Annotated in this window: 22 protein-coding genes; 8 read left to right on the top strand and 14 right to left on the bottom strand. The window is 58.6% G+C overall.

Features of this window, described 5'->3' with window-relative positions; genetic code table 11:
- Window positions 1-167: 167 nt before the first annotated feature.
- From M0P56_RS05390 to M0P56_RS05400, 3 genes are all read right to left on the bottom strand, one after another.
- Window positions 168-1,850, bottom strand: a complete 1,683-nt coding sequence (locus M0P56_RS05390) for an ATP-binding protein (protein ID WP_291509018.1) — start codon at window positions 1,848-1,850, stop codon at window positions 168-170.
- Window positions 1,847-4,639, bottom strand: coding sequence for a DNA methyltransferase (locus tag M0P56_RS05395; protein ID WP_291509019.1), 2,793 nt, complete (start codon window positions 4,637-4,639; stop codon window positions 1,847-1,849). The genes M0P56_RS05390 and M0P56_RS05395 overlap by 4 nt, the downstream gene beginning before the upstream one ends.
- A gap of 279 nt (window positions 4,640-4,918) precedes the next feature.
- On the bottom strand, window positions 4,919-5,518 hold the full coding sequence (locus M0P56_RS05400; RefSeq protein ID WP_291509020.1) for a plasmid pRiA4b ORF-3 family protein: 600 nt from the start codon (window positions 5,516-5,518) through the stop codon (window positions 4,919-4,921).
- 376 nt (window positions 5,519-5,894) lie between these two features.
- Here M0P56_RS05400 and M0P56_RS05405 point away from each other — a divergent pair, with 376 nt between their 5' ends.
- The 7 genes from M0P56_RS05405 (at window position 5,895) to M0P56_RS05435 (ending at window position 11,035) form a co-directional block, all read left to right on the top strand.
- Window positions 5,895-6,167 (top strand): DUF1778 domain-containing protein, encoded by a 273-nt coding sequence (locus M0P56_RS05405; protein ID WP_291509021.1) that lies wholly within the window; start codon window positions 5,895-5,897, stop codon window positions 6,165-6,167.
- Window positions 6,164-6,658, top strand: a complete 495-nt coding sequence (locus M0P56_RS05410) for a GNAT family N-acetyltransferase (protein ID WP_291509022.1) — start codon at window positions 6,164-6,166, stop codon at window positions 6,656-6,658. The genes M0P56_RS05405 and M0P56_RS05410 overlap by 4 nt, the downstream gene beginning before the upstream one ends.
- Window positions 6,659-7,111: 453 nt before the next feature.
- Window positions 7,112-7,339 carry a type II toxin-antitoxin system HicA family toxin gene (locus tag M0P56_RS05415; RefSeq protein WP_291509023.1) on the top strand — a complete coding sequence of 76 codons (228 nt, stop codon included), beginning with the start codon at window positions 7,112-7,114 and terminating at the stop codon, window positions 7,337-7,339.
- 2 nt (window positions 7,340-7,341) lie between these two features.
- A complete protein-coding gene (locus tag M0P56_RS05420; protein ID WP_291509024.1) occupies window positions 7,342-7,701 on the top strand; it encodes a type II toxin-antitoxin system HicB family antitoxin in 360 nt (119 codons plus the stop codon).
- A 341-nt stretch (window positions 7,702-8,042) separates the two neighbouring features.
- Entirely contained in the window at window positions 8,043-8,345 is a 303-nt protein-coding gene (locus tag M0P56_RS05425; RefSeq protein ID WP_291509025.1) for a BrnA antitoxin family protein, read from the top strand.
- 52 nt (window positions 8,346-8,397) lie between these two features.
- Entirely contained in the window at window positions 8,398-9,813 is a 1,416-nt protein-coding gene (locus tag M0P56_RS05430) for an APC family permease (protein ID WP_291509026.1), read from the top strand.
- A gap of 145 nt (window positions 9,814-9,958) precedes the next feature.
- On the top strand, window positions 9,959-11,035 hold the full coding sequence (locus tag M0P56_RS05435; RefSeq protein WP_291509027.1) for an NADH-dependent flavin oxidoreductase: 1,077 nt from the start codon (window positions 9,959-9,961) through the stop codon (window positions 11,033-11,035).
- A 7-nt stretch (window positions 11,036-11,042) separates the two neighbouring features.
- Here the strand turns inward: M0P56_RS05435 and dcd are convergent, their stop codons facing one another.
- From dcd to rpmB, 10 genes are all read right to left on the bottom strand, one after another.
- The gene (gene dcd, locus M0P56_RS05440; protein WP_291509028.1) at window positions 11,043-11,609 is read right to left on the bottom strand and encodes a dCTP deaminase; all 567 of its coding nucleotides are present in this window, start codon (window positions 11,607-11,609) and stop codon (window positions 11,043-11,045) included.
- Between the two features lie 29 nt (window positions 11,610-11,638).
- Complete coding sequence (apbC, locus tag M0P56_RS05445) at window positions 11,639-12,715, bottom strand: iron-sulfur cluster carrier protein ApbC (protein WP_291509029.1); 1,077 nt, start codon at window positions 12,713-12,715, stop codon at window positions 11,639-11,641.
- A 16-nt stretch (window positions 12,716-12,731) separates the two neighbouring features.
- Entirely contained in the window at window positions 12,732-13,046 is a 315-nt protein-coding gene (locus M0P56_RS05450; protein WP_291509030.1) for an antibiotic biosynthesis monooxygenase, read from the bottom strand.
- 37 nt (window positions 13,047-13,083) lie between these two features.
- Window positions 13,084-13,914, bottom strand: coding sequence for a 4-hydroxy-tetrahydrodipicolinate reductase (gene dapB / locus M0P56_RS05455; RefSeq protein ID WP_291509031.1), 831 nt, complete (start codon window positions 13,912-13,914; stop codon window positions 13,084-13,086).
- Window positions 13,914-15,050 carry a molecular chaperone DnaJ gene (dnaJ, locus tag M0P56_RS05460; RefSeq protein ID WP_291509032.1) on the bottom strand — a complete coding sequence of 379 codons (1,137 nt, stop codon included), beginning with the start codon at window positions 15,048-15,050 and terminating at the stop codon, window positions 13,914-13,916. The genes dapB and dnaJ overlap by 1 nt, the downstream gene beginning before the upstream one ends.
- A 66-nt stretch (window positions 15,051-15,116) precedes the next feature.
- Window positions 15,117-17,021, bottom strand: coding sequence for a molecular chaperone DnaK (dnaK, locus tag M0P56_RS05465; protein WP_291509033.1), 1,905 nt, complete (start codon window positions 17,019-17,021; stop codon window positions 15,117-15,119).
- 45 nt (window positions 17,022-17,066) lie between these two features.
- Window positions 17,067-17,585, bottom strand: coding sequence for a nucleotide exchange factor GrpE (locus M0P56_RS05470; RefSeq protein WP_291509034.1), 519 nt, complete (start codon window positions 17,583-17,585; stop codon window positions 17,067-17,069).
- A 75-nt stretch (window positions 17,586-17,660) separates the two neighbouring features.
- Entirely contained in the window at window positions 17,661-18,680 is a 1,020-nt protein-coding gene (gene hrcA / locus M0P56_RS05475; RefSeq protein ID WP_291509035.1) for a heat-inducible transcriptional repressor HrcA, read from the bottom strand.
- A gap of 243 nt (window positions 18,681-18,923) precedes the next feature.
- Window positions 18,924-19,079, bottom strand: a complete 156-nt coding sequence (gene rpmG / locus M0P56_RS05480) for a 50S ribosomal protein L33 (RefSeq protein WP_291509036.1) — start codon at window positions 19,077-19,079, stop codon at window positions 18,924-18,926.
- 10 nt (window positions 19,080-19,089) lie between these two features.
- Window positions 19,090-19,326 carry a 50S ribosomal protein L28 gene (rpmB, locus tag M0P56_RS05485; protein ID WP_291509037.1) on the bottom strand — a complete coding sequence of 79 codons (237 nt, stop codon included), beginning with the start codon at window positions 19,324-19,326 and terminating at the stop codon, window positions 19,090-19,092.
- Between the two features lie 110 nt (window positions 19,327-19,436).
- Here rpmB and metG point away from each other — a divergent pair, with 110 nt between their 5' ends.
- Complete coding sequence (gene metG / locus M0P56_RS05490; RefSeq protein ID WP_291509038.1) at window positions 19,437-21,473, top strand: methionine--tRNA ligase; 2,037 nt, start codon at window positions 19,437-19,439, stop codon at window positions 21,471-21,473.
- Here the strand turns inward: metG and M0P56_RS05495 are convergent.
- Window positions 21,466-22,584, bottom strand: coding sequence for a 3-deoxy-7-phosphoheptulonate synthase (locus M0P56_RS05495; protein WP_291509039.1), 1,119 nt, complete (start codon window positions 22,582-22,584; stop codon window positions 21,466-21,468). The genes metG and M0P56_RS05495 overlap by 8 nt on opposite strands.
- Window positions 22,585-22,656 lie beyond the last annotated feature (72 nt).

The raw sequence follows: 22,656 nt of genomic DNA on the forward strand, positions 1-22,656 counted from the left end.
AACTTTCCAGTTCCAACGCTATTTCATAACTTGTTGCAGTGCATTGATATTTTGTCAATCAGACCGGACGGTGCTTGGTTTCCGGCGAGCGAAATCAAAACCCGATCAAATCTACTAGCGCATCCGTTTCCATCCGTTTCCATCCGTTTCCATCCAATGTTCACGGGTCACGCCTGAGCAGAGCCAGCGTACTCGACGTACATCGAAGCCCGCCCAGCACCACGCAATTCGATCTTGTGCGAAACGACAAGGCGACGCAAAAGCTCTTTGGCCTGCCCCTCAGTCAACCGACACAACGCCATCACTTCCGCCCGCTTGATCTGGCCGTGCTGGCGAATGTAGCTCAGTACCATTTGCTCGTGCTGAATCGGGCCAAAGCCCACCTGGCGGGTGTACGCGGCCTTGTCGCTCACCACCGAATACACCGAGGCCGACAAGGTGTAGCTGCGCCCGCGTGTATTGCCATGCGCCTCGACCAAACCCGCTTCGGTCAATGCCTCCAGGGTGCGTTTGGCACTCGCCACATCGCGCTGAATGTGCCGGGCCAATGCTTCTGCCGACAGGCGTTTGAACTCACGCAAGACACCCAACGCGATCAGTGAGTCGATCGGCAACTCTGCATTACGCTGCCGTTCGATATCCACTACCATGCGCCGAAAGGCCACATCAGCAGGCACGGTGGGCAACTGTAGCACCACATTTTGCGCATCCGTGCGGCCATAGTCAGGCGCGGGGCGGCCAAATTTGAGCATGCCGCGATAAATCGTGTCCACCCCGCGGCCCGAGCGCTCAACCACGCCGATCCGCTTCATCGCATCGGCCAGCGCGCGATTGCGTGGACGCGGCTCCGTCACTAGCAAATTAGCTAAGGTCACCCCATCCACCAGACCGCCGGGGTTGCTGATTACCAGTGCTTCATCCTCCAGCCGCACATGCACCGCGCCCATGCGGTGGTAATCGCGGTGAATCAACGCATTGGCCACTGCCTCACGAAAGGCCGCCATGTCCACCAAGGGCACCGGCACACGAAACAGGCCTACCTGCAATTCCTGTTCGGGGTTGTAAGGACGAAAATTCGTTTCCAGCCAATCCAGCGCCTTGAGCAACGGAAAGCGGCGGAACTCATTGAACCGCACCGCCTGCTGCGCAAGCACCTGAAACGCCAGCTCATGAGTGGCCACGCGCTGCTGCAATGCCGCCTCGCGGCCAATCAATAACAGCCCCGTAAGCGTAGGCACCCGGCTCCCGTCGGGCTGACGCTGGGTGAACCCCAAAGCCCCATCCAGCGCCTCGTCATCCAGCTCCAGCAACACGCGGTCGCCACCATATTGACGTATCGCCTGGCGCAGCCGTTCACGCTCCAGCGGGTCAAAGTCGGCCAGCGTCGCACCGGCAACGACCTGCGCCGACGCATCCATCAAACCAAAATGGCCTGCCCGGCTGCTGCGATCATGTGGCAACATGGGGACGCATTCGGGCGTGCCATCCGGTTTCAGGCGGCGTCGCAGATATACCCCCGATGTGGTGGCAACCACCGTGCTGGATTTAGGCACCACAATGCGCGCCACGCGAACGCCGGAAAACGCCAGATCACTGACTATGACAGCGAGGGACGGCGAAGTTCTGGCCGCCACCAATCCCGGCAAACCTGCTAGATTCTGATGCGCCTCATGCAGGCCAGTGGGCGTGCCATCATCCTCCACGCCCAGCCAAAGTTCCCCGCCTTCGGTATTGGCCAGACAAACCAGTGCCTCGACCAACTCATCGTCGGACAAGCGTTTGCGGTCGCTCTTGAATTCAACGGCCAGCGTTTCAGCCAGCGGCAACGAGCCGGGTGGCGCGGTAGTCATGATGGCTTCTTCTCTCCCGCCAATTTTCGGGTGGGCTTGGCAATTCCCGCCGCCGTCATTTTCGTATACAGCTCGAACAGCTTTTCCAGCCGCTCGGTATCGTTCCTGAAGCGGCGACCGATGTAGATGCGCTCCAGCACTTCGTCGTTGCGCTCGTGGGCATGGCGCAGATTCTCCGGCATGTTATCCGGGTCGTACAGGTCGGCGATGGTGGCGGGGAAATGCGCCTCGCGGGCGAGCAGGATGTCTTCGGCGCAGGCGGTCAGGTCGGCTTTGTTCTGCTCGGTGAGGAGGGGGACGGGGAAGGTGTTCCAGCCGAGGGTGTTGGAGTAGCGAAAATCGGTTTTGAGCTTGCCGCAGACAGTGCCAATCCAGACCAGATGCAGGCGGGAAGCGATGAGGGCCATGTTCCAGAGGGGGGCGTCGTAGAGGGCGAAAGCGAGGTTGGAAACGACGGTTCCGGCAGGCAGATAACCGCAGGGCAGGTATTCGCGGGATTCGGATGAGACGCTAGGGACAATGAGCGTTGAATGCTTGCCGAAGTACATCCTTTGGAATTGGTGCGATCTTTCAGCGATGTCCCTTGCTGTCTTCCCTCCGTTGAGCCGCAGACTACGCACATCACGAAGACGTTGAGCAATAGGCTTGATGCTTTGTGCTTCAGCCAAGTGCTGATCTTCGATCCACACGCAGTAACGCTCTAGGCCACGAATGAACTCAGCCGAGCCATAAATCCGACGGACAAAGCGGCCTTGCTGCGCAGGCGTGAGTTGCAGTGCGTCGCGCTCGTCGCGAGACAGCAGCAAATGACCACCATCTATTGGCGTATTTCCAAAGGTCATCTCACTCTGTGCGCCCTGAGGCTGGCTAGCCTTGTCCACGATGACACTCTCGCCTGCCGCTAGATATGCGTTGATATGCGTGCATTGGCGCTCAATGGTTTGTCCCGAATTGTCCAGAGAGAACAAACGCCTCAGATTGCGTGGCTGCGTTGTGATACCAATGATGGCTACGGTCACACCTGCGTTGTGGCTCGCAAGGTTTGCCCACCGAAAGGATGTGTGGGCAAACTCGATCTGGCAGCCACTAGCAAAGATTTCCGGCCACAAAACTGGAACTTGCAGGCCTTGGCAGATGGAGTTGGTGGACACGAAGGCGGCATTGGACTGCGCTTTGGTGCCGTAGTCGGCGGCTTTCAGGAACCAGCCGGCAACATAGTCGAGTGACTTCCAGTTCTGGATTCGCTTGTCGAAAAGAACATGCAAATCAGCTTTTTGTTCGTCCTTCTGATCGCGCGAGCCAAGATACGGCGGATTCCCACAGATGTACGTCTCTCCGCCTTCATTCTCGAAGTCGATTTCCGTCTGGTTGAGCGGCGTGCCAAATAGGTCATCGGCGAGCACTTTCACCTCCGTACCCGTGGGCGGGCAGATTCTCAACCAATCCAGCCGCAGCGCATTACCGCAAACAATCCAGTTCTGCGCATCCAGCGGCAGAAACTCCGCCAGCGCGTCCTTCTGTCCGCGATACAGCACATCGCACTGGAACTCGGCGATGATGAGCGCCAGGCGCGCGATCTCCGCCGGAAAATCGCGCAACTCAATGCCACGAAAATTGGTCAACGGAATCTCGCTGCCCAGTTGCGCTTTGCCCAGGCGACGGTTGATTTCCGCCTCAATCTTGCGCATCTGCTTGTAGGCGATCACCAGGAAGTTGCCGGAGCCGCAGGCCGGGTCGAACACGCGGATGCGCGCCATGCGCTTGCGCAGGTTCAGCAGCTTGCGCTCGTTATCACCGGCTTCGGTCAACTGTGCGCGCAGATCATCCAGAAACAGCGGATTCAACACCTTCAGGATGTTGGGCACGCTGGTGTAGTGCATGCCCAAAGCGCCGCGCTCTTCGTCGTCGGCCACGGCCTGGATCATGCTGCCGAAGATGTCCGGGTTGATCTGATTCCAGTTCAGATTGCCGGCGTGCAGAAGGTAAGTGCGCGCCATCCGTGTGAAGCGCGGCACTTCGGTGCTTCCAGAAAACAGGCCGCCATTCACATAGGGGAAGCCATTGGCCCAGTTTGGCAAACGGGGCTGAGCATTGGCACGCTCGGCAACCTTGACGTTCATGGCACGGAAGATGGTTTTCAGCACCTCATGGGTGTTGGAGCCGTCTCGCTCGCTCATTTGTTCTACCGTGCGGGTGAAAAGCCCGTCGTCATTGAAGATGTCGGTGTCTTCGGCAAAAAAACAGAACACGAGCCTGGCCATGAAGTGGTTCATGTCGTGGCCGCGCTCGTCCTTGGCCCAGTCCGGGTTTTCGCTCAGTAGCTCGACGTACAGCTTGTTCAGCCGCCCGGTGGCGCGCACGTCGATAGGGTTGTCCTTGATCTCCTTGATAGTGGAGATTCCAGCCAGCGGCAGTAAGAAGCCGAAGTGGTTGGGGAGGTCCGGGTAGGCGCAGGCGATGGTTTCGCCGCTAATCAGTTCTTCCGCTTCAACGGTCAGCCCGTCGGTGGCGAGGATAAACTTGGCTTTAGCCTTTGCGGTGGCCGGGCTGGCGCGTAATGCCATGAGGGTTTGGCCGACACTGCCTTCTGCGCACACGGCGATATGAATGTTGTTGCGCTGGAGTACGCCACCGGGCACATCGGAGGCGTTGTTGTTGCCCGTGCGCAGGCGCTTGAGGGCCGTGTCCTTATTGCCGAAAGCGGCCAGGAACGCGAACGGGAACTCCGCCGCATCGAATGACTGAAAGGCGAGGTCTGATATGGCGGCTTCGATTTCTACTGCATTCATGGGGCACCTTGCCTATTGGAGTTTTCTTTTCCCATGGGCCTCAGACCCTCCTACCTAATAACATACTGAATCGCCCCACATCACGCAGCAAGCACCAAAACAAACCACCAAGAGACCTTGCACAAGCACTCGGTACAGATAGATCGAATGGCCGCTTCCGGTTTGCTCCCGACCATCAGGGCTCAACGGCGACAGGGCAGCGGTAGCGGTCATTGGCTGTTCCCTATCAGTGCCATCATGCGACCGACTACATTTCCTGACGTACCGCAGGCGTACAGCCTACTTTCCCCATTGGTTCCACCCCAATCGTAGCAGCGCCGCATTGGTGGCATGGCGGTCAAAGAGGAAGGGATTGAAGTCCTCACCGGCCCAACGGAGAAATTCCCGCACATCCTTGCTCTTAGGCTTGGTCTGGTAAAGTTCAAGGAAGTCCTGGTAGCCCGGTATGCCGCCACTGTCCTCTGGCGGGCAGGCTCCCTCTCCAGCCTCCACAAAGGCGGCTCCGTAGGGTTCGTCCTTGGTCTCGACCTTCTTGACGCCAATGAGGTGGTTCCAACTGTCCCCGAAATCATAGAGATAACTGAACGACAGCCCTTTTTTCAACAGGGAACCGAGTTTGACTTTCCGCTCATCCTGGATCGGCACCTCCCGCAGGTCATCGGGATGCGGTATGCCATAATGTCTTCCATCGATGGTGAATTCGTGCAGATGGGCGCCGGTCCAGCCCATGGCTGCCTGCAGAATGTGGTGCAAGGCATGCAGGGACATGTCACTTTCTACCCATACCCACCGCCAGATAGGTGGATCTATGCCTTCCAGCGTCACCTGCAGCAGATAAGCGTGATGCGGCGATGTTTTGGGGCCGCGCGGTGTGGCCATGCCATTCTCCAGAGCGATAATTCCAGGTCCAATCCGATCGGGACGACGAGCGGGGCACCCATAATCCCACCGTATCTGGCCAGAGTCACCAGTCCCAAGCTCATGGCAATCTATCGCCCCTGGACCGCCGCGGCAAGAGTGCTCTTCGGGATGCCAACGCCCTTTATCTTGTGTTCCGTTCCATTCTATTCCGCTCAGTACCGTGTTAGCTAACGGCCATCAACATCGAAGCCTATGAGTAATCGTGCCTAGCAATATCAACTCACTCGGTCGTCACTCATGCCCATGCCGTATGACTTGTGTTAACCATGTATTGACAACAGCTATACGCCGCTCTACCATTTGTATATCTGTTGTGTTCCATGAGGAGACTGCCATGCGCGCTGCCGCCATCAATTTACGTGCCTTGCCGGAGCAACGTGATCTCATTGACCACGCCGCCAACCTGTTGGGCAAAAACCGTTCCGATTTCATGTTGGAAGCCGCCTGCGAGCGTGCGCAATCGGTGCTGCTCGATCAGGTGTTCTTTGGGCTGGATGCGGAAAAATTCCAGCAGTTCACCGCCATGCTTGATGCGCCGCCACATGCCAATGAGGGTCTTGAGCGGTTGATGGCGGTCAAGGCGCCGTGGGAAAGCAATCAAGCATGAGCTTGAAGCTATCCTCGCCGCAACCACTTGCCGCGACGCATCTGTTGGGCGACTTTGAGTGCGGAGCGCCTGCTCTGGATGAATGGCTCAAACGCCGGGCGATGAATAACCAGCTCACTGGCGCCAGCAGGAGTTTTGTGGTTGTTGATGAAGAAAATCGTGTGCGTGGCTTCTACTCCATGTCAGCTGGTGCGGTCTCTCATCAACTGGCGACCGGCTCGGTTCGTCGCAATATGCCCGATCCGGTTCCCGTCATGGTGCTTGGCAGGCTGGCGGTAGATCGACGGGCACAAGGCATCAAACTGGGGGCAGCCATGCTGCAAGACGCGGTGAATCGGGCCATCACCGTATCGCAGAACACCGGAGTTCGCGCTTTGCTGGTTCATGCGCTCCACGAACGCGCCAAACAGTTCTATGAGCACTACGGCTTTCAGGAGTCACCACAACATCCGATGACGTTGATGCTGCGCCTGAGTACCGTCAAAGCTTGATTACTCCACGCAGGTATAATTTTCGGGTTATACGCAAAAAGAGGCTGACCAGAGATTGCGAGGGGGCGGCGGGAGAAATGCCTGTCGCGTGCAAGAACTTGTTGACCCAGGTCATTCTCAACATGTGCCGTTATGCGCAAAGCAGGGCTGAGCAAACAGCCTGGGCACGAGAATCAGATTCTTTAGCCAGCCCGCCTATCACACATTAGATAGATCTGTGATTACGAACGGCGGCTGGGCAGCTTAAGCAGTCGTCCAGCGGACTGACCATCATGTTCTCGAAACTCGTTACCATGGCTGTAAACCGTAGCAGTCTTTTGAGAATGGTTTTTGAGAATTGCAACCATTTGATTTACTGTGCAGAAATCACCACCATCTGAAGACTCTCGAAAACGGTCGTTTCAGAGAGGGTTATATGATGCTAAATGATGTTACAAGTAGTATCATTCGTGGATGAATAAAGCGATCAAGCTGCGTGAGGCCATGAAAAACCACCCCATGTGGTGGCAGATTGATGATCTTCAGGTGGTTGCCCGTCAGCACGAAATCACCTGGCGACACGATGGCGGCAGTCATTGCATATTTATCCGGCCCGATGGGCGGACGCTGCCCGTGCCCGCCCATCGACCGATCAAGCCGGTCTACATCAAAAAGTTTTTGCGCCTAGTGGCAGGAGAATGACCATGTATGCCCTGGAAGATTACCCGTTCGAGATGCGCCCGCTGAAGCCCTCAGAAGGGGGTGGGTATCTGATTTCCTACCCGGACTTCACGGAATGCATTGCGGATGGAGAAACGGTGGAAGAAGCATTACAGAATGGCCGGGAAGCCTTGCAGGCAGTGATGGGGGCTTTGCAGGAGCAGGGGATGCCGGTACCGGCACCGAATAGTGGAGGCGTGGCTTCCGGAAAATTCATTGCCAGAGTACCCAAATCCATTCATGCCCAACTTGCTGCGCGGGCCAGAATGGAGGGGGTATCGCTCAATGCGATGGTTTTGACGCTCATCGCCAAGGGATTGGGTCAGGGAACGCGGGTGGAATGAGGTCTGTACCACCCTCTGAGCCTAGCCTAACAATGGCATTCCTTATCCCGCAACCAAGGAGACCATGCCGGCATAAAAAGTCCACCGCCGCCATTGACCGCCAATTTTTGTGTTACTACACTAAATCTAGTGACAACTGGATTTTCGCGATGCGGATTGGGTGCTGGAGTCCCGCTATCGTCTCGACATGCCGGTGGCATGGCATGACGAAATGCGGCTACAATCCTTCGCCTAGGTGTTTGAGGTGCTCACTGTGCTTTCGCTGGCGCATGCCGAGCGCGGCGAGGAGTCTCGCATCATCAGCTTTCGGAAAGCCAGCGCGGAAGAACGGGAGATGTACCATGCGTGGCTTGAAAACGACTTCACAGACTGATTTGGCACGGCTCCGTGCCACCGGCGACTTCGCCTGGGATGGAACCGACGAAGACGACCGCCCGCTTTTGCGGGAAGAGATGCAGGCTGGCATCGATGCCAGCCGCAAGAAGCGGGGTCGACCCGTGGGAGCGCTCAAGGAATCCACGACGATCCGTTTCGATCGCGACGTGTTGGAAATGTTTCGCGCCTCCGGCCCAGGCTGGCAGACCCGCATGAATGCCGCCTTGCGCGACTGGCTCAAAAGCCATTCTCCAACGCGGGGTTCCTGATCATGTCATCGGCTGAGTATGGCTTGATCGTGCCACGCTCCACGGTGGTCTGGTGACCCAGGTGCGCCAGGGCGGCGGCGTGACGCTTCGCCGGACCAGCGGTGGCGGCATAAACGTCAGCGAACTCTGGGGCCATGCCGTAGCCAATATCACGCCGTCGGCCATGCCGGCCGTCACGATTTCTCTGGTGGCCATACACGGCGGCGCCTTTACCTGGCTGGCCTATGCCCTCATCGGCATGCTGATGACCCTGGTGGCCCTGCAGGTGGGCATTCTGGCCAGACATTTCCCCTCCCCCGGCTCGCTGTTCTTTTATCTGAGCAAGGCCCTGCATCCGATTTCCGGCATGGTCGCGGGCTTCACCATGATTACCGGCTATTTGGGCGCCTTGGCGGCGGCCCCGCTGCTGGGCGGGCTTTTTGTCGAGCAGGCGCTGCGGTTCTTCTGGCCGGTTTCCGGGATGGGCTGGATTGCCGGAATTGGGGTGCTTTATCTGCTGGTGGCGTGGCGCCTGGCCCTGCGCGGCATCGAAATCTCCGCGCGTTGGGGGCTCTGGGTAGAGATATTCTCCATCCTCTGCATCGTCTTCATTGCCGCGGCGGCGCTCTGGCATCTTGGCTGGCGCGATCCGGCTCAGTGGAATTTCCAGCGCTTGCACACCGCGCCACTGGCGCAGGCGTTGATTCTCTCGTTGCTGGCTTACGGTGGCTTTGAGACGGCAGGTAATCTGGCAGGTGAAACCAGCGCGGCGCGCACCGCCATCCCGCGCGTCATGGTGCTTTCCGTGCTGATGGTCGGCGGGTTTTTCGTCGCCATGGCGTATATCGAGGTGCTGGCTTTTGCCCACCTCCCTACCCCTCTGGGCGACAGTGCGGCCCCGCTCAATGCCATCGCTCAGGCCATCGGGCATCCCTGGCTCGGCATTTTCTCCGATCTCGCCATGGCGACGGCGGCATTTTCCGCCACTATTGCCACCCTCAACAGCATCTCGCGGATTCTTTACAGTATGGCCGGACACGGGATCATCCCGCGTTTTTTCCATCACCGGGACTTACGCCACGGCACCCCGGCGCGGGCGTTGCGGGTACTCGCCATCAGCGTGCTCATCAGTATGGCGGTGGTTACCCTGTGGAAAATTCCCATATTGTCGGTGGTCGGCACCTTTGGCACCTTTACCGGGCTGGCCTTTCTGCTGATTTATAGCCTGGCCAACATCGCCACGCCCTGGTTCCTGTTCCGCCAACGCCATGCCTGGCGCTGGCCCAGCCTGATCATCGCCGGCATCAGCCTGCCGCTCCTGATCAAAGTGACGGCGGTCAGCCTCTGGCCCTTGCCGGTCGGCGGTGAAGGTGCGGCCACCCTGCTGTTTGTCGTGCTGGTGATGGTCATTTTTTTCTGGGGACTCTACTGGGCGGCGTTTCGGCCGGAGCGCTTGCGGCATATCCTTGTTGCCGTGGACGAACCATAAGCCTGACCACGCCGGTTACCCATCCCGAAATCTGGGGAGGTCTCCCGGCGCCCGCTGGGAAACATACCGACCACATGGTATCTTACTCAGGTAATCTTCCAGCCCGTCCGCACCAGCAAGTTGCCAACGCATAAGGAAATAGCCAATGTCCCAAACCAGCAAAGATCTGTTTTCCCCTCTCAAAATAGGGTGCTACACCTTGAAAAACCGCATCGGGCTGGCGCCGATGACCCGCATGTCCTCGGAAAAGGACAGCATTCCCCGTCAGGACGTATTGGATTTCCTGATCCGGCGCGCCGAAAACGATGTCGCACTCATCACTACCGAAGCCATCGTCAGCGATTATGAAAGCGCCCAGGGCTATCCCGGCCAGGCGCGGTTAACCACGCAGCGGCAAATTGATGCCTGGGCACAGGTCAACGCCAAAATCCGTGCGGCGGGCAGCGTATCGGTGCTGCAAATTTTTCATTGCGGCAGAATAGCGTGGAATGAAGTGAATCCCGCCGAACGCACTATCGCAGCCAGCGCATTGATCCCCAAACAAAACAACCCACTGACCGGCGCGCCTTACCCCATGCCCGACGTGATGTCGTCCTTTGATATTGCGCATGTCATTCAGGGTTTCGTCGAAACGGTTAAAGGGGGCATTGCGGCTGGATTCGATGGTATAGAAATTCACGGCGCACACGGTTACCTGATCAATGCGTTTCTATCCGCCTACAGCAATCAGCGTGCAGATAACTATGGTGGCAGCGTCGAAAACCGCTTCCGCTTTGCCCGTGAAGTCGTAGAGGCTGTGCGTCCACATGTGCCGGCTGACAAACTACTCTTCTTCCGGATATCCAACTGGGGTGTTGCGGATATGGAAGTTTCCCTGTTCGCCAATGCCGACGAATGGACAGAGGTGATTCGACTCCTGGATCAACTCCCCATCGACGCCATTTCGGTATCCACCTACCGCTTTGGCGACGAGGCCTTCGGGACCGGCAAAAATATGGCACAGTTGACCCGTAGCGCCACCCGGAAACCATTGTTGATCTGCGGCAATATTCATGATCGGGACAGCGCCGAGGCAGCGCTGGCGGATGCCGATATGATTCTCTCGGGCAAATCCCTGTTACTCAATCCCCACTGGGTGAACGATCTGCGCGCCCACAAAAGGATGGATGCCTACTCCTCCGAGCAGGCCAATATCGCCTACACCAAAGAGCCGTTACCCTGAGCCGCTTTCAAGCCTTCGGTAGGGTTACGCCACTCTGGCCCTGATACTTGCCACCGCGGTCGGCGTAAGACACTTCGCAGACCTCGTCAGATTCCAAAAACAGCACCTGCGCCACGCCCTCATTCGCATAGATTTTCGCGGGTAAGGGTGTCGTATTGGAGAATTCCAGGGTCACATAGCCTTCCCACTCCGGCTCAAAAGGCGTGACATTGACGATGATGCCGCAACGGGCGTAGGTGGATTTACCCAGACAAATAGTCAGCACATTACGCGGGATACGGAAGTATTCCAGCGTACGCGCCAGGGCGAAAGAATTCGGCGGGATAACGCAGGTATCCCCGGTAAAATCGACAAAAGAATCTTCGCTGAAATTCTTCGGATCGACAATCGCGCTACGGACATTGGTGAAGACTTTGAACTCCCCGGCGCAACGGATATCGTAACCATAGGAAGACAAGCCGTAGGAGATAATGGAATTTCCCTCGACGTGCCGCACCTGTCGCGGTGAAAAGGGTTCGATCATCCCGTGTTCTTCCGCCATCTGACGGATCCAGCGATCGGATTTGATGCTCATGGCGGAGACTTCCTGTAAGCGGCTGCGAATCAGCGGTTCTGGACGACGATGTTGGGGAACTTGTGGCTGTGATCGACCGCCTGGATCGCCACCCGTCCGGCCACATGCCGCGCCAGTTCCAGATAGATTTTGGCGAGACGGGAATCCGGCTGCGCCACCACCGTCGGCGCGCCATTATCGGCTTCGTTGCGAATGCTGCGGTCGAGCGGTATCGCCCCCAGAAATTCCACCCCATCCTGCTCGGCCATGGCCGCACCACCGCCATGTCCGAAAATATCGTCCTCGTTACCGCACTTCGGGCAGATATAAAAACTCATGTTCTCGATGATACCGAGAATAGGCACACCCACTTTCTCAAACATCTTCAGACCCTTGCGGGCGTCCAGCAAGGCAATGTCCTGTGGCGTCGTGACGATCACCGCACCGGAGACCGGCACCTTCTGCGCCAGGGTGAGCTGGGTATCGCCGGTACCCGGCGGCAGATCCACCACCAGATAATCCAGCTCGCCCCAGCGGGTGTCGGAAAGCAACTGCTCCAGCGCCTGCATGACCATGGGGCCGCGCCAGACCATGGGCGTTTCGTCGTCGATGAGAAATCCGATGGACATCGCCTTGATGCCGTGCCCTTCCATGGGCTCCATCTTTTTACCATCTTTACTGGTCGGCTTGCCGGAAATGCCCAGCATGCGCGGCTGACTGGGACCGTAGATGTCGGCGTCGAGCATACCCACCTTGGCGCCTTCTTTGGCCAGCGCCAGCGCCAGATTGACGGCCGTGGTGGATTTACCGACCCCTCCCTTGCCGGAGGCAACAGCAATGACGTTTTTGATGCCTTCCATCAGCTTGACACCGCGTTGCACCTGATGCGAAAGAATACGGTGCCCGACAGTAACTTGCGCGCTGATGCCATGATCATTCTGGATTTGTCGGGCCACCTCCTCGCTCAAACTAATGGCCACCCCCAGACTGGGGTAAGGCAATTCCAGTTTGACTGCAAAGCCATCGACCCCCTTGAGGACCCCTGCTGCTGCCAGATCTTTGCCCAGATAAGGGTCCTGCATCGCGCGCAGCGACTGCTCGATCTGTTCCCGCGTCAATCCTGTCATGATCTCTTCCCCGTTCTCAGCGTGGCGCTTCAGAACTGATAATCACCTCGTGGCGCTCAATACCACCCCCCTCACCAAAGGCTTCTTTGGGCAAAGGATTGGTGTGGGCGGTCTTAAAGTCGGCACTTTTCATCCACGCCTCGAAGGCCGCCTGATCGACCCAGTGAGTCAGCACCACATACAGACCGTCATCGTTTAGCGGACGCAGGATCTCCATACGCACGAAACCCGGCTGTTTATCCACTTCGCCCGCCCGGCGCCGGAAGCGCTCCTCAAACTCCGCACGATACTCCGCCTTCACGGGAACCCGGTTCGCTACGACGTATTGCATGATGATGCTCCTCGTATACTCGCATGTCAGATGGTAGTCATTGTAGGGTCGGCAAATCCTTCAGGCCAAGCACATCCTGCATATCATACAGGCCCGATGCCCTGCCCCGCAGCCAACCGGCGGCCCGCAAGGCACCCTCCGCAAAATTGAGACGGCTGGTCGCGCGGTGAGTGAGCTCCAGACGCTCTCCGGTCCCCGCCATCCACACCGTATGTTCACCGACCACGTCCGCACCACGCAGCGTCGCAAAGCCGATACTGCCGGCCACCCGGGGGCCGGGAATGGCATTGCGATCCAGACACTGGATATCGTCCAGGTGCTCGCCGCGCCCCGCCGCCACCGCCCGCCCCAGGGCCAGGGCGGTACCAGAAGGTGCATCCATCTTGTGACGATGATGGGCCTCGACAATCTCCACGTCATAATCCTCGCCGAGGGCTGCGGTAATGGCGGGCAAAAAGGCGAGCAACACGTTGACACTGACGCTCATGTTCGGCGCCAGCACCAGCGGAATATGTCGACTGGCGTTTTCCAGTTCCGCGCGCTGGGTCACGGAAAAACCCGTCGTGCCGACCACGACCGGCTTCGCTGCCGCCACACAGGCCGCGACATGCGCCAGAGCAGCCTCTACCGGACCAAATTCAATCAGCACGTCCAGATCAGCCAGGGTACCCGCGAGATCTGCGGTGACTGGCAGGCCCAAAGCATGAAGGCCCGCCAAACGGCCAGCGTCCTCCCCCAGATAAGCAGCCCCGCTGCGCCCTACGGCTGCCACCAATTGCAGCTCAGGATGAGCGACAATGGCCTGCACCAAGGCCCGCCCCATGCGGCCCGCCACCGCCGTAACGCCGACGCGCCACACCCTGGCCATCAGAGGCCCATCCGGTCAAAAAAGTCTTTGGCCTTATTCCACCAGCTTTCCTGCTGGGGATGTTGGACGTTGTCGCTGCCTTCTCCGGCAAACTCTTCCAGCAACTCCTTTTGCCGGGCGGAGAGGTGTACCGGCACCTCCACCTGGACCTGGCAATGCAGGTCGCCGTTGAGCTTGCTGCGCACCCCTTTGATGCCCTTGCCGCGCAGACGGAATACCGCGCCCGACTGCGTACCTGGCGCAATCTGCACCTTGGCGCGCCCGGTCAGAGTCGGCACCTCCAGCTCGCCGCCCATGGCCATGGTCGTAAAGTGGACTGGCACCGCACAGTGCAGATCATCGCCGTCCCGCTCAAAGAGCGCATGCGGCAACACCCGCACCTGAATATACAGGTCTCCCGCCGGACCGCCCCGCTCGCCCGCTTCGCCCTCCCCGCTCAGACGGATACGATCCCCCGTATCCACTCCAGCGGGGACTTTGACCTGCAAATCTCGGTTCTTGCGGACCCGACCATGACCATGGCAGTTCGTGCAGGGCTCTTTGATGACCTTGCCGCTGCCGTTACACTGCGGGCAGGGGCGGGTCACCGAGAAGAAACCCTGCACCATCCGTACCTGACCGCGACCACCACAGGTCGTGCAATCCTCCACCGCACTGCCCGGCTTGGCGCCGCTGCCGTGACACACCTCGCAAGTGGCTGAACTGGGAATCTGAATGGTGACTTCTTTACCCAGAGCCGCTTCTTCCAGCGTAAGCTCCAGTTCGTAACGCAGATCGGCCCCTCGCCCCGAATCCTGGCCGCGAAAACCACCGCCAAAAGCCTGCTCGAAGAGATCGCTGAAAACGTCGCCGAACCCTCCACCACCGCCACCAAAGCCCCCAAAGCCAGCACTCGGCCCGCCGCCACCGCCATTCACCCCGGCATGGCCAAATCGATCATAGGCCTGCCGTTTCTGTGGGTCGGAGAGCACTTCGTAGGCGGCGCTGATTTCCTTAAAGCGATCCTCAGCACTTGCATCACCCGGATTGCGATCCGGGTGATAACGCATGGCCAGACGCCGGTAAGACTTCTTGATCTCGCCGTCGTCTGCCGTGCGGGTAATTTCCAGTACTTCGTAGTAATCCCGTGTAGCCATCTTCTTTCCTGAAACGGGCAAGGGGACAGGATAACAAACCCTGCCCCCTCGCGACCGATGGTAATTTTACTTCTTGTCGACTTCTTCGAACTCGGCATCCACCACGTCATCCGGCTTGGCATTGCCCTGGGCACCCGTATCGGGTTCTGCCTGCGCCTGACTGGCAGCTGCGCTCTGCAACAATGCCGACATAGCGGCCATCAGGGTGGCGACAGCCCCCTTGATCGCTTCCACATCCTCACCCTTGGCGGCTGCTTCCACCGCGGTGATCGCTTCCGTCACCTTGGTCTTGTCGTGCTCAGGTGCCGTGGCATGCTCCTCCACCGCCTTGCGTGCTCCGTGCATGCTGGCGTCCGCCTCGTTGCGCGCCTCGATCAGCGCACGCGCCTTCTTGTCATCCGCAGCGTGGGCCTCAGCCTCCTGAATCATCCGCTTGATTTCCTCCTCGGACAGGCCCGAGCTTGCGGTGATCTTGATGGACTGCTCCTTGCCGGTCTGGTTGTCCTTGGCCGAGACATGGAGGATGCCGTTGGCGTCGATGTCGAAGGTCACTTCGATCTGCGGCATGCCCCGCGGGGCGTTGGCAATATCGGCCAGATCAAAACGCGCCAGGGACTTGTTATCCCGCGCCAGCTCGCGCTCACCCTGCAACACGTGCACCGTCACCGCCGACTGATTATCCTCCGCCGTCGAGAAAATCTGCGACTTGCGGGTCGGGATGGTGGTGTTCTTCTCGATCAGTTTGGTCATCACGCCGCCCAGGGTCTCAATGCCAAGGGACAACGGCGTCACGTCCATCAACAGCACATCTTTCTTTTCGCCGGACAACACCGCGCCCTGGATGGCCGCGCCGATGGCCACGGCCTCGTCCGGGTTCACATCCTTACGCGGGTCCTGACCGAAGAAGTCTTTGACCTTCTCCTGCACCTTGGGCATCCGGCTCTGGCCACCCACCAGAATCACGTCGGTGATCTGGCTCGTCGCCAGATTGGCGTCCTTCATGGCCACCCGGCAGGGCGCCATGCTGCGATCGATCAGATCTTCCACCAGCGACTCCAGCTTGGCGCGGGTCAGCTTCATGTTGAGGTGCTTCGGCCCGCTCTGATCCGCCGTAATAAAGGGCAGATTGACGTCGGTCTGCTGCGCCGAAGACAACTCGATCTTCGCCTTCTCGGCCGCTTCCTTCAGACGCTGCATGGCCAGACGGTCGCCGCGCAGATCAATACCCGATTCCGCCTTGAAGGAGTCTGCCAAATAGTTGATGACGCGGTTGTCAAAATCACCGCCGCCGAGGAAGGTGTCGCCATTGGTGGAGAGTACTTCAAACTGGTGTTCCCCCTCCATTTCGGCGATCTCGATGATGGAGATATCGAAGGTGCCACCACCCAGGTCATACACCGCAATTTTGCTGTCGCCGGGCTTCTTGTCTTCGCCAAAGGCCAGCGCCGCCGCAGTCGGTTCATTGATGATGCGCTTGACCTCCAGACCGGCGATACGGCCCGCATCCTTGGTCGCCTGACGCTGTGCGTCATTAAAGTAGGCCGGCACGGTGATGACCGCTTCGCTGACCTTTTCGCCAAGATAATCTTCGGCCGTCTTCTTCATCTTCTGCAGGATAAAGGCGGAAATCTGCTGCGCGGAATACTTCTTATCGCGCACTTCCACCCAGGCATCGCCGTTGTCGGCCTTGATGACTTTGTAAGGCACATGCTTGAGGTCTTTCTGGACCTCGGCATCATCAAACTTGCGGCCGATCAGACGCTTGACCTCATACACAGTATTTTCCGGATTGGTGACAGCCTGACGCTTGGCTGCTTCACCCACCAACACTTCGCCTTCTTCCGTGATAGCGACGATGGACGGCGTGGTGCGCTTACCTTCGCTGTTCTCAATCACCTTGACCTTATCGCCTTCCATCACGGCGACGCAGGAGTTGGTGGTTCCCAAATCGATTCCTATTACTTTAGCCATTTTATCATCTCCTGAATATGCAAAACCTGTCTGGTGTGCGTTGTGTTATTCTGCCGCTTTAGGTGCTTTGGAAACGGAAACCATGGATGGTCGCAACAAGCGGTCATGCATTAAATAACCTTTCTGATGCACCGCCAGAACCCGGTTTGCGTCCCCCTCCGTTTCCACCATGGCAATCGCCTGATGCAGATGGGGATCAAAACGCCCTTCGCCCATTTCTATGGGGGCGATGCCGGCCTTTCCCAAGGCTTGGGCAAACAGCGTCAACGTGTTTTCTAAACCCTGCCGCAATGGCGCGATGCTCTCGGCGCCCTCCACTGGGCTAGCCAGCGCCAGCTCCAGGCTGTCAATCACCGGCAGCAATTCGCGGGCAAAACGATCCACGGCATAGTTGCGGGCGTCTTCTACCTGCTTTTCGTGACGCTTGCGCAGATTTTCCGCATCCGCCAAGGCGCGTAAATAATCGTTGCGGTAGCCTTCCGCCTTTTCTTCCCAGTTCACCACCTCTGCACCGGCAGATTCTGCTTCAGTGGATGGCGATCCCTGTTGCTCTTCTTCATTCATGTGCAATCAACCCCTGAAAGTTTGAGTCCAAGACAATATGGGGAAGAGGTCGGAGTATTTCAAGATCTGGCGGTATCAGGATTGCGACAGGGCGCGACCAAGCAATTGCGCCGTGCCGTCGACCAGCGGAATAATCTGCTGGTAGGGCATCCGCATCGGTCCGATCACCCCCAGCACCCCGACCACCTCCCCATCAACACTGTAAGGTGCCGATACCACGCTGCAATCGCTGAGCGGCGCATAGCCCGACTCTTCCCCAATAAAAAGACGCACTTCACTACCGCGCATACTCTCATCCAGCAAATGCACCAGATCGCGCTTCTGCCGCACGGCGGCCAGGAGCGCGCGCAGGCGTTCACTCCCCGCGAGCTCCGGCAGGTCCAACCATTGGAATTCGCCCTCGATGAGCATGCGCTGCTGATCTTCCTCCAGCATTTCTTCGCCCAATTCCATGGCGCTGCGCAGAATGCGGTCCATTTCATGACGGGACTGCTGCAGATCCCGCTGCAGGTTATGGATAACATCCTGCAGTGGCCGCCCGCCGTATGTGGCGTTAAAGAAATTGGCCGCCTGCGTCAGTTCTGCCGCGCCAAAGGGATGCTCAGTGCGGATCAGGCGATTCTCCACGTCCCCCTTGTCGGTGACGAAGATGGCCAGCACCTCACAGTCGCGCAGGAAGATAAAGTCCACATGCCGTAAAATCCGGGTTGCCCGCCGCGGCACCCGCACGAAACCCGCCATGTGCGTCAGTTCGGAGAGAATGCCCGTGGCGGCATGCAGTACCTGCTCCGTATCCGGAGCGCGAAACCCGATGCGATGCACCAGCAAGCGGTTGGATTCCGCCGACAGGGGCACCACCCGCAGCAATGCATCGACAAAAAAACGGTAACCGACATGGGTGGGAATGCGCCCGGCGGAAGTGTGGGGGGAGATCAGATAGCCCTCGTCCTCCAGGTCCGCCATGACATTACGCACGGTAGCGGGACTGATGTTGAGGCCCGCATCACGGGCCAACTGGCGACTGCCGACCGGCACGCCTTTGGCGATATGCTGCTCGATGAGGGATTTGAGCAGGTGACGGGCGCGTTCATCCATGGCCGTCTACATCCCCGGCCAACATGCGCAAAGCACGCAGAGCGGCTCACCCCGTACGACGGGCAAGGACTGCGGCTGCATGGCGCAGATAAGGGGATAAAACATGGCGGGAGAAATCATCCTTGGCACTCAACCATCATGAGTGCTAGTAATTTAGCAAAAAATGATGGCGGAGCAAAGGAACGGTCCGGCCCCTCCCGAAGATTCAGGGCAGACCACCGGGAGGCAGACCGAAAACGGGCGTTACTTGATCTTGTCTTCCCGGTACATCACATGCTTCCGGGCCTTGGGATCGAATTTCTTCATTTCCAGCTTATCGGGCTTGGTCTTCTTGTTCTTGGTGGTGGTGTAGAAATGACCGGTACCGGCCGTGGAAACGAGCTTAATCTTGTCACGCATGATTCAATCCTCAGATATTTTCGCCGGCGGCGCGCAGTTCAGCCAGAACGACGTCAATCCCTTTCTTGTCAATGGTACGGATACCCTTGGTGCTTACCCGCATACGCACCCAGCGATTTTCGCTTTCCACCCAGAAACGGTGGTACTGCAAATTGGGCAAAAAACGGCGGCGGGTCTTGTTGTGGGCGTGGGACACATTATTCCCCGCCATGGGCTTCTTGCCCATCACCTTACATACTCTGGACATCGGTTAATCTCCCTGAAAAAAGGCGCTCTTTATACCATAGATGAAAGTGGCCTGCCAATGGTCCGCACGCCATTGCCTGACAAGGCTATCCCCTGTAATTTATCCGTACTATGAAAAGACGCCTATTGATCACCAGCGCCCTCCCCTATGCCAACGGCCCCATCCACCTCGGGCACCTGGTGGAATACACCCAAACGGACATCTGGGCCCGCTATCAGCGCCTGCGGGGCCACGACTGCGTCTATGTCTGTGCCGATGATGCCCATGGCACACCGATCATGCTCCGCGCCCAGAGCGAGGGCATCACGCCGGAAGAACTTATCACCCGCATGCACGGCGATCATCTGCGCGACTTCACCGGCTTCGGCATTCAGTTCGATTTGTATCATAGCACCCACTCGCCGGAAAACTTTGAAATTTCTCAGCGTATTTATCGTGCCCTGCGGGCCGCGGATTACATCAACGTCCGCGAAATCGAACAGGCCTACGATCCCGTCGCAGGCATTTTCCTGCCTGACCGCTTCATTCGCGGCACCTGCCCGCGCTGCGGCGCAGCGGATCAGTATGGGGATAGCTGCGAAGCCTGCGGTGCCACCTACAGCCCCACCGACCTGATCAACCCCGTTTCCGCGGTCTCTGGTGCCGTACCCGAGCGCCGCAATTCGGAGCACTACTTTTTTCAGCTCGGGGATTTCAGCGACTTCCTCCGGCGGTGGATTCACAGTGGTACCCTGCAGGAAGAAGTCGCCCACAAGCTCGATGAATGGTTCAGTATCGGCCTGGCCGACTGGGACATCAGCCGCGACGCCCCCTACTTCGGCATTCCCATCCCCGATGCCCCCGGCAAGTTCTTCTATGTCTGGCTGGACGCCCTGCCCGGCTACATGGCCGCCACCCAGCACTGGTGCGCAACCCATGACCGCAATTTCGCCGATTACTGGGGTCCGGATTCCACCGCCGAGATCTACCATTTTATCGGCAAGGACATCATTTACTTTCACGGACTGTTCTGGCCCGCCATGCTCAAGGGCTCCAGACACCGGTTGCCGACGGGCATATTCGCCCACGGGCACCTGACCGTAAACGGCGCCAAAATGAGCAAATCGCGCGGCACTTCCATTACCGCTGGGCAGTATCTCCAACATCTGAATCCCGAATTCCTGCGCTACTACATTGCCACCAAGCTCAACAGCCATGTGGAAGATATCGACCTCAATCTCGAAGACTTCCTGCTCAAGGGCAATGGCGACCTCGTCGGCAAAGTGGTCAATCTGGCCTCCCGCGCGGCGGGTTTCATCCACCGCAGTTTTGCGGGCCGACTGGCCGCCTCCCTGGGCAATGATCAGACCTTTTATGATGGGCTGCTGCAGACCCAGGAGGCCATCGGTGAGGCCTACGCGGGACGCGAATATGGCAAGGCCATGCGCGATATCATGGCGCTGGCCGATCAGGTCAACGCCTATGTAGACCAGAACGCCCCCTGGACTTTGGCCAAAGACCCGACCCAACGCGAGGCGCTGCACCGTGTCGCCAGCGTCACCCTGAATGGCTTCCGGGTGCTGATCACCCTGCTCAGCCCGGTGCTGCCGGAGCTCTCGCGCAAATCGCTGGAGTTCCTGCAATGCGACTTGGACTGGGCGGGCGTGACCAAGCCGCTTCTCGATCACCAGATCCAGCCCTACACCCATCTTTTACAACGTATGGAAAAAACCCAGGTGGACGCCTTGATCCAGAATTCCGCAGAAAGCCCCGCAACAGCCCCCGGCATGGCGACGGCCCCAGTGCCCACGCCCGCACCGGCTGAGGCCAAGGAAGAAAATCCCTTTATCAGCGTGGACGATTTCAGCAAGGTAGATTTGCGCATTGCGCGGATTATTGCCGCGGACAGCGTGGAAGGCGCGGACAAGCTACTGCACCTCACCCTGGATGTTGGCGAGGGCACCCGCTCGGTCTTTGCCGGCATCAAGAGCGCTTACGATCCTACCAGCCTGGTCGGCAGGCTGACCGTCATGGTCGCCAATCTGGCGCCCAGAAAAATGCGCTTCGGCCTGTCCGAGGGCATGGTGCTTGCCGCCAGCGGGCCGGAGGGCGGCCCCTTCCTGCTCTCTCCCGATAGCGGGGCCCAGCCCGGCATGCGGGTTAAATAGGAGTCTGCGCGGCCGCCAGCAACATGCGTTCTTCATAGGTTTCGCGGGCCAGACGCACGTCCTCCAGAAACCACGGGAGCTCTTTCAGCAGTAGCGCCTGCGGGCCATCGACCAGCGCTGTTGCCGGGTCGGGATGGAAGTCCACCAGAATCATGTTGGCGCCGGCCACCACACCCTGCGCGGTCACATGGAACACATCCATGATGCCATCCGGCCCCGCATCGCGGCTGCCCACGGAGTGGGACGGATCAATACAGACCGGCATCCGCGTCAGCCGCTTCACGGTCGGCACCTGGGCGAAGTCCACGAAGTTGCGGTGCGGATCACCCAGATTCGTCTTCATGCCGCGCAGTCCGAAGACCACCTTGGTATTCCCCTCTGAGGCCAGGTACTCGGCGGCATTGAGGGATTCTTCCAGGGTGATGCCGAAACCGCGCTTGAGCAGGACGGGGAGTTCCTGCTGCCGCCCCACCGCCTTCAGCAACTCGAAGTTCTGGGTATTGCGGGTACCGATCTGCAGCATGACCCCGGTCGGATGGCCGGTTTTCTCCAGCGCCTCACGGATCTCATCCATATGCGACTCGTGGAGAATCTCCATGGCGATGACGCGCATACCGTACTTGCCCGCCAGTTCAAAAACCCAGGGCAGACAGGCCTTGCCGTGCCCCTGAAAGGCATAGGGGCTGGTGCGCGGCTTATAGGCGCCCATGCGAGTGCAGACCTGGCCGTTTTCCTGTAGGGCGCGCAGCATCTGCTCGACGTGCTCCGGGGTATCCACGGCGCAGAGCCCGGCAAAGACGTTGAGATTATCCTGGCTGAAACGCACCCCGTTGTACTCAAAACCATGGGTACGCTGGTCGCCGGTATGGCGGCCCAGCAACCGGTATTCCCGGGACACGCGAATCGCCCGCTCGACACCGGGCAGGGCTTCCATGTCTTCTATCCGCAACGGCTTGGTGTTACCGATCAGGTAAATCTCACTGAGTAACTGCTCCACACCCTGTTCCTGATGGACCCGAAAGTGGATACCGGAGAAGCTGCGCAGATGAGTCAGCAGTTGCTGGAAGATCGGCGATTGTTCGCCGAGGTCGGCTTGCAGGATCAAAATCATGACTTGCCCCCTTTCGTGCCTGCCAAAAACTGCCGAGGAGCATAACATGGCGCCGCCACCGCCTCTATGGAA

It is taken from the genome of Acidithiobacillus sp. (assembly GCF_023229925.1).
GTDB lineage: Bacteria > Pseudomonadota > Gammaproteobacteria > Acidithiobacillales > Acidithiobacillaceae > Acidithiobacillus.